At 71.6% G+C, this 6,316-nt stretch carries 6 protein-coding genes and 1 tRNA gene; 4 read left to right on the forward strand and 3 right to left on the reverse strand.

Features of this window, described 5'->3' with window-relative positions; genetic code table 11:
* Window positions 1–3,286, forward strand: a 3,286-nt coding sequence (locus tag ACFQ4O_RS13830) for an ATP-binding protein (protein ID WP_378776308.1), incomplete at its 5' end; no start/stop codon positions are given.
* A gap of 79 nt (window positions 3,287–3,365) precedes the next feature.
* Here ACFQ4O_RS13830 and ACFQ4O_RS13835 read toward each other — a convergent pair.
* Window positions 3,366–3,551, reverse strand: a complete 186-nt coding sequence (locus ACFQ4O_RS13835) for a CsbD family protein (RefSeq protein ID WP_378776310.1) — start codon at window positions 3,549–3,551, stop codon at window positions 3,366–3,368.
* Between the two features lie 52 nt (window positions 3,552–3,603).
* On the reverse strand, window positions 3,604–3,912 hold the full coding sequence (locus tag ACFQ4O_RS13840; protein WP_378776311.1) for a hypothetical protein: 309 nt from the start codon (window positions 3,910–3,912) through the stop codon (window positions 3,604–3,606).
* 220 nt (window positions 3,913–4,132) lie between these two features.
* Between ACFQ4O_RS13840 and ACFQ4O_RS13845 the strand changes: the two genes are divergently transcribed.
* The 3 genes from ACFQ4O_RS13845 to ACFQ4O_RS13855 all read left to right on the forward strand — a co-directional run bounded on the left by ACFQ4O_RS13845 (window position 4,133) and on the right by ACFQ4O_RS13855 (window position 5,461).
* Window positions 4,133–4,209, forward strand: a tRNA-Pro gene (locus ACFQ4O_RS13845).
* Between the two features lie 264 nt (window positions 4,210–4,473).
* Window positions 4,474–4,944 (forward strand): PEGA domain-containing protein, encoded by a 471-nt coding sequence (locus ACFQ4O_RS13850; protein ID WP_378776313.1) that lies wholly within the window; start codon window positions 4,474–4,476, stop codon window positions 4,942–4,944.
* 106 nt (window positions 4,945–5,050) lie between these two features.
* Entirely contained in the window at window positions 5,051–5,461 is a 411-nt protein-coding gene (locus ACFQ4O_RS13855; RefSeq protein ID WP_378776315.1) for a DUF983 domain-containing protein, read from the forward strand.
* A gap of 30 nt (window positions 5,462–5,491) precedes the next feature.
* On the opposite strand, the gene ACFQ4O_RS13860 is transcribed toward ACFQ4O_RS13855, so the two are convergent.
* Window positions 5,492–6,316: aminotransferase class I/II-fold pyridoxal phosphate-dependent enzyme (locus tag ACFQ4O_RS13860; protein ID WP_378776318.1), on the reverse strand; the 825-nt coding region annotated here is incomplete at its 5' end.

Consider the following 6,316-nt stretch of genomic DNA (forward strand, 5'->3'; position numbering starts at 1 on the left):
GCTCGCCACCGTTCCCGGCCTCGTGGGCGTCGCGGCGCTGGCGTCGCAGCTGCTCGGGCTGCGGCCCGATCTCGCTGCCGTCGGCGGGCCGCTGTTCGGCCCCGACGCCCTGCCGCCGCCTTCGGCCGCGGCGGTCAGCTGCTCGCTGATCGCGCTGTCGGTGACGCTGCTTCTCACGCGGGCGCGCCTGTCCTGGGCGGACGACATCCGCCAGTTCGCGCGTCTTCTCGGCCTGTGCGCCTCGGTGTTCGCCCTGGCGCTCCACGCCTTCAAGCCCGGCATCATCGAGGCCGTGCACGGCTTCGCCACCTTCCGGGTCACGACCGCGCTTGCGCTGACGCTGATGCTGCTCGCGGTCGGCTTCGACCGGCCGATTCTCAGTCTGCGCTGGCAGGTGGCGCATCTCGGCGTGCTGGTGATCGCGCCGCTCGCCTGGCTGACGGTGCATTTCGCGAGCGTCGAGCGCGAGGCGGAGCTGGAGGCCGCCACGGGGCGGCTGAACGGCGCCCTGCGGCTGGCGGTGGAGCAGCAGAACGGCGTGATCGAGGAGGCGCGCAAGCTGCTGATCTTCCTCGCCCGGCTGCCCGACGTGCGTCAGGGCGGCGAAGCCTGCGACCGGCGCCTGTCCGATTTCTCGCGCCTCAACCCGTCCGCGCAGGCCTTCTTCGTCATCTCCTCCGACCTCAAGGTGATCTGCTCCGATCTGTCCGCCGCGCGCGGCGTCGACGTGAGCGACCGCGACTATGTCCACCGCGCCTTCGCCCACGGCGGCGTCGCGGTTAGCGGCCTCGTCATGGCGCGCGTCAGCGGCATGCCGCGCATCGCCCTCGCCATGCCGATCCGCACGGAAACCGGCCGTCAGATCGCGCTCGGCGTCACGCTGAGCCTCTCGGCGCTCAGCGGCCCGCTGGAGCGGCTCGCGGCCGAGATCGACCCCCGCGCCACCGTCACGCTGGTGGACGCCGCCGGCCTCGTCATCGCGCGGCACCCCGTGGCGCCGTTTCTCGTGGGCCGCAGCCTCGCCGGCGAAACCATGTGGACGACGGCCATCCGGGACGGCGACGGCGTGTTCGAGGCGCGCGAGCTCGGCGGGCAGGACACCATCTTCGTCACCCGGCCGGTGATCGAGGAGCAGGCGCGGCTGATCGTCGGCCTGCCGAAGCGCGACGTGGTCGCCACGATCGACCAGCGCATGAACCAGCGGCTCGGCGCCATTTCTCTCATCCTGCTCGCATCGGTCGCGCTCGGCGTGCTGGGCGGGGAGGTGCTCGTGCTGCGGCCGCTGCGGCGGCTGACGGCCTACGCCCGCAGGCTCGAAACCGGCGAGACCGCCGCCCGGCCGGAGATGACCGCGCGGGGCGAGGTGGGCGCGCTCGGCCGCGCGCTCGCGGTGATGGCGGAGGCGGTGGAGGACCGCGAGCGGCGCCTCGCCGGCGCGGAGGCGCTGTTCCGAGGGCTGTTCGACCATTCGCCCGACCCCGCCGCCGTGCTGCGCGTCGACGGGAAGGGCGGCTTCCGGTTCGAGGCGTGGAACGCCGCGGCGCAGCGCTTCACCGGCCTGTCGCTGCCGGAAGTGCTGGGACGGCGCCCGACGGAGGTGTTCCCGGGATCGCGCGGCGAATCGATCGAACGCGACCTCGACCGCGTCGCCCAGCTCGGCCGGGTGCTCCGGGTGGAGCGGGAGCCGGCCGCGCAGGGCGTGGTGGTCACGTTCGAGATGGTGCTGGCGCCGTTTCAGGCCGGTGACGGCCGGATCGACCTGATTTTCGCCACCGCGCGCGACATCTCCGACCGCAAGCGGGTGGAGCGGCTGAAGAACGAGTTCGTCTCCACCGTCAGCCACGAGCTGCGCACGCCGCTCACCTCCATCGCGGGCTCTCTCGGCCTGCTGTCCGGCGGCGCGGCGGGACCGATCGGCGACCGGGCGCGCCATCTCGTCGGCATCGCCCATGCCAACAGCCTGCGGCTGGTGCGGCTCATCAACGACATCCTGGACATCGAGAAGATCGAGGCCGGCCGCATGGCCTTCGACCTGAAGGCGCTCGATCTGCTGGACGTGGCGGGGCAGGCGGTGACGGGGCTCCGCGCCTACGCCGACAGCTTCGGCGTGGATGTGGAGCTGGTCTCCACCGGAGAGCCGGTGGTGGTGTTCGGCGATCAGGACCGGCTGACGCAGGTGGTGACCAACCTCGTCTCCAACGCCATCAAGTTCTCGCCGGCCGGCGGCGCGGTGATCGTGGCTGTGGGCGCGGACGGCGAGACGGCGGCGATCCGCGTCCGTGACAGCGGCCCCGGCGTGCCCGAGGCCTTCCTGCCGCGCATGTTCACCAAATTCGCCCAGGCGGACGGCTCCGACAGCCGGCGCAAGGGCGGCACGGGCCTCGGGCTCGCCATCGTCAAGGAGATCGTGGAGCGCCACGCCGGCGCGATCCGCTACCGGGAGAACGGTGGCGCGGAGTTCGAGGTGCGCCTGCCGCGGGTGGGCCGCGCCGCGGACGAGGCGCCGGCGGAGACCGCGGCCGCCCCGAGGTCCCGGCCGCGGGTGCTGATCTGCGAGGACGACCCCTTCACCGCCACGCTGCTCGGCGAACTGCTGAAGGACGCAGGCTTCGACAGCCTCGCCGTGCGCTCCGTGCGCGAGGCCCGCGAGGCGGCGTTCAAGCCGGACATCGAGGCGCTGCTGGTGGACCTCAACCTGCCGGACGGCGACGAAATCACCCTGATCCACGACATCCAGGCCTCGGCGCGTTCGCGCGATCTGCCGGTGGTGGTGGTCTCCGCCTCGGCCGCTCAGGGCCGTGCGGACGCGCGCGCCGCGAATCTCAAAGTGACCGAGTGGCTCGAAAAGCCAATCGATCCCGCGCGGCTCGCGAGCGTGCTGAAGCAGAGCCTCGCGGCGGCCCGGCCCAAGCCGCGCATCCTGCATGTGGAGGACGACGAGGATCTGTCGCGCGTCGTCGCCGCGGCGGTCGGCGGGCTTGCGGACGTGACCTTCGCCGGCGGCCTGGCTGCGGCGCGGGCGCGGCTCGCCCGCGAACGCTACGACCTCATCATTCTGGATCTGGCGTTGAAGGACGGTTCCGGCCTCGATCTGATGGCGGACCTGAAGGCCTCGCCCCATCCCGCGCCCACCATCCTGTTCTCCGCTCACGACGTGGACGAGAAGGTCGCGCCGTTCGAGGCGGCGGCGCGGCTGACGAAATCCCGCTCCTCGCTGGCCGCCTTGGTCGCGACCGTCGAGCGCATGCTGGGGGCCGATCGCGCGCCGTTCCCCAAAGCGGGGTGACGGCGCGAGCCGCCTGAAACGACGAAGGGGACGCCGGGCATGCCGCCCGCGTCCCCTTCGATCTCATCGTGAGCTGCGATCAGTGGCGCAGCGCGGACTTCGTTGCGTCGGTCGCCTTGCCGACGGCCTTCTGCGCCTTGCCTTCCACCTGATCCACCTTGCCGTCGGCCTCGAGCGAGTGGTTGCCGGTGGCCTTGCCCACGGCTTCCTTGCCCTTGCCGACCGTCTCCTTGATGGCGCCCTTGACGGTGTTGCTGTCGACCATGATCAGTCTCCTGGGGTTGTGTTCGATTGAAGATTGTGGCGGCGCGACGCCGTCAGGACAGGAATCGTCCGAGCACGAAGCCGACGACCAGCGCGCCTGCGGCCGCGCCGAGCGGGTTGCGGCGGATGGTCTGCTCCAGCGAATCGGAGCGGGCCTCGAACTCGTCCGCGGCGTCGTCGAAGGCACGTTCGCCGCGACGTCCGGCGCGCCGCAACGTGCGGTCGGCCCGTTCGGAGACTCGCTCCACCGTATCGGCGACGCGCTCGCCGGCACGGCGTGCGCCGTCTCCGGCCTTGCGACCGGCTTCCGAGACGCCGTCCGCCAGATCATCGACGGAATCAGAAGCGTTCTGGTCAGCCATGGGTGTGACGTCCTCCATGCTTCAAAGCTAACGCCGCTCGGTCGTCGCCTCTTCCAAGTGTAGGAAGGAGCAGCGTTTTTGCGTTGCGATCGCTTTCAGAACGTCCGCGTCGCGCCAAAGGTTCCGCGCCATTTGACGCTCGTGCGCGGGAAAATCGCCGTTGCGGCGTGAGCGCGCTTGCGCGGCGTCACGGTCCCTCCTATAAGGCCGCCATCGGCCACGGAGTGTAGCGCAGCCTGGTAGCGCACCTCGTTCGGGACGAGGGGGTCGCAGGTTCGAATCCTGCCACTCCGACCAGCCGATCTGTTGAGACCCTTGGGCTTTCCCGAAGCCCGCAGCTTGGGTCCGACGCCACAGAACCCAAGATAAAAACGTAACGTTCCGGTTTTGCGCCCGGCGTGGCCCGCGGCGGCGCGCCGAGGCGGAATAATCCTCCTGTGACGGTTCCGTGGCGCGCTTTTCCCAGCGATTCTAGGCGTTTTCACGTATTCCCATCGCGCGCCGCAACTTTTACGAGCGTCGGGTCGCCACTTCGGGCGGCTCAACAGGCGATTCCCTCCCATGCGCATCGTTCTCATCGCGGCGCTCGTGCTGCCCCTCGGCGCCTGCGCGTCGATCACCCGCGGCACCACCAGCCAGCTCACCGTCACCACCACGCCGACCGGCGCGACGGTGCGCACCTCGCTCAACCACTCCTGCCAGAGCCCCTGCACCTTCTCGGTCGGCCGCAAGGACGAGTTCATCGTCACCGCCGTCCTGCCGGGTTATCGCGAGGCCTCGGTGCCGGTGAAGACGCGTCTCGCCGGCTCGGGCGCGGCGGGCTTCGCGGGCAACGTGCTGCTGGGCGGCGTGGTGGGCATGGGCGTGGACGCCGCCACCGGCGCGACGCTGGAGCACTATCCGAACCCGGTGGCGATCGCGCTGGAGCCGATCGCCCCCGCCGTGGCGCCCGCGCCCGCCAAGCCCGGCCGCAAGAAGGCCCCAGCGGCGAAGCCGCTGGCGTTCAAGCCGGAGACGCCGTCCGGCGTCTGACGGCTTCACGGCATCGCGAGCACATACAATATTGACATTGTATGTGCTCGTTCCTAGCTTCCGTTCGCGGACCGTGGGGTTCGCGTCGGAGGAGGGCGCCTGCGCCATGGCCGAAACGGACTATCCGCGCCAGAACCCGCACCGGGTGGGCGTGCGCGGCCTCTGCCCGCGATGCGGGCAGGGCCATATGTTCAAGGGCTTCCTGACGCTGAAGCCGCGCTGCGAGGTCTGCGGGCTCGATTACTCCTACGCCGATCCCGCGGACGGCCCGGCCTTCTTCGCCATGACCTTCGCCTGTCTGCCGTCCGCCTTCTTCGGGGTGTGGCTGGAGGCGGCCTATCAGGCGCCGTACTGGGTGCACCTCTTCACCACGTTTCCGATCATGCTGGTCACGCTGCTGCCGCCGCTGCGGCCGCTGAAGGGCTGGCTGGTGGCGAGCCAGTACTGCCACAAGGCCGCCGAGGCCCGGCTGTCGCGCCCCGGCGACGACGCGCCCAAGGTGGACTGGGTGGACTGACGCGGCTCCCCCATCACGCCGCGATCCCGGTCAGCCGGTCGCGGCCTGCGCCGCGTCGGCGTCTTCCAGCAGCCCCGCCAGCATCGCCAGCGCGCCTTCGAGCCGCGCCCGTTCGGGAACCGCGCCCAAGGACACGCGCACGGCGTCCACCGGCGTGGCGTCCGCCGCGAAGGCGTCGGACGGCGTCACCGCGAGGCCGTTGGCGCGGGCCCGCTCCGACAGGCGATGGCGATCGAGCCCGTCCGGCATGGGCAGCCAGAGATGCAGGCCGTTCGGATGCGCCTTCGCCTGTGGAAGCAGGGCGCGGGCGAGCGCCGGCCGCTGGGCCGCCTCCGCCCGCACGCCGTCCAGAATGTCGCGCGCGACGCCGTCGCGGATCCAGTTCGAGAGCAGCGCCGCCATCAGCGGCGCCGGCATCAGGCTGAGCGCCCTGAGCGGCGCCGTCAGCCCCGCGCGCGCCTCGGCCGAGGGCGCGACCACGAAGGCGAGCCGCAGGCCGGGCGTCAGGCATTTCGCCAGCGTGTGCACGTGCCACACCTGCGCGTCGCCGGGATCGGCCGCAAGCGGCGGCGGCGGGTCGGCGGCGAGCGGCGTGTAGGGATCGTCCTCGAGGATCGGGACGCCGTGCCGCCCGGCGACGGCGAGGATGTCGCGCCGACGCTCCGCGCTCAGCGTGATGGTGGTCGGATTGCCGATGGTCGGGTTCAGATAGATCAGGCCCGGCGCGCCGGCGCGGCACAGCGCGTCGAGAGCGTCGGGGCGCATGCCGCCGCCGTCCGCCGTGACGGGCGCGCAGGGGCGCCCCAGCGTCCGCGCCAGCGACAGCAGGCCCGGATAGACCAGCGGCTCGCATGC

The organism is Methylopila musalis (assembly GCF_042679725.1).
Taxonomy (GTDB): domain Bacteria; phylum Pseudomonadota; class Alphaproteobacteria; order Rhizobiales; family Methylopilaceae; genus Methylopila; species Methylopila musalis.